At 62.2% G+C, this 502-nt stretch carries 1 pseudogene; it reads left to right on the top strand.

The features are described 5' to 3' along the window. Positions 1–502 (top strand): annotated as a pseudogene (locus AAAX36_RS09490) (hypothetical protein); the annotation flags it as partial.

Below are 502 nucleotides of genomic sequence, written 5' to 3'. Positions count from 1 at the left end.
CCGGGCACGATGATGCCTGGTGGGCAGCCCAGCGCCATGCCTACATCGAGAAGAACGACATCCTTCTGTCCGACTATCCGTCCTGGGAATGGGTCAGCCCGTACGACTTTTGGCGGACCATCTTCCCCGAGGGTTTCCTGCAGCCCCGCGGCGAGGAGGTCCCGTGGCACGAGAGGGGTGGCGGCCATCCCAACGGTATCGCCATCCAGATCACCAACGTGACCAAGACGGTCAAGACAAAGACGGGCCGTAAACACGACGTCCCCGTGGTCGAGCGGTTCACGCTGACCGATGACCTCGACGGCGTGATGGAGCGCGTCATCGACTCGAACAGGAAGAACGAGTCCGTCTTCTGCGCTCCCGTGTCGTATTTCGGTAAGAGCCGCGTTGCTGCGAACGCGCGGTTCCTGCACGCGTTCGCAATCGACCTCGACGGCGTCGGCGTGCAGGAACTGAAGAATATGCTGAAGCAGTTCCGCAACGGCCACGACCCGAAGCTTGC

This window comes from Collinsella sp. CLA-ER-H10, from assembly GCF_040092475.1.
Taxonomy (GTDB): Bacteria; Actinomycetota; Coriobacteriia; order Coriobacteriales; family Coriobacteriaceae; genus Collinsella.
This window is presented reverse-complemented; position numbering and strand designations above follow the sequence as displayed.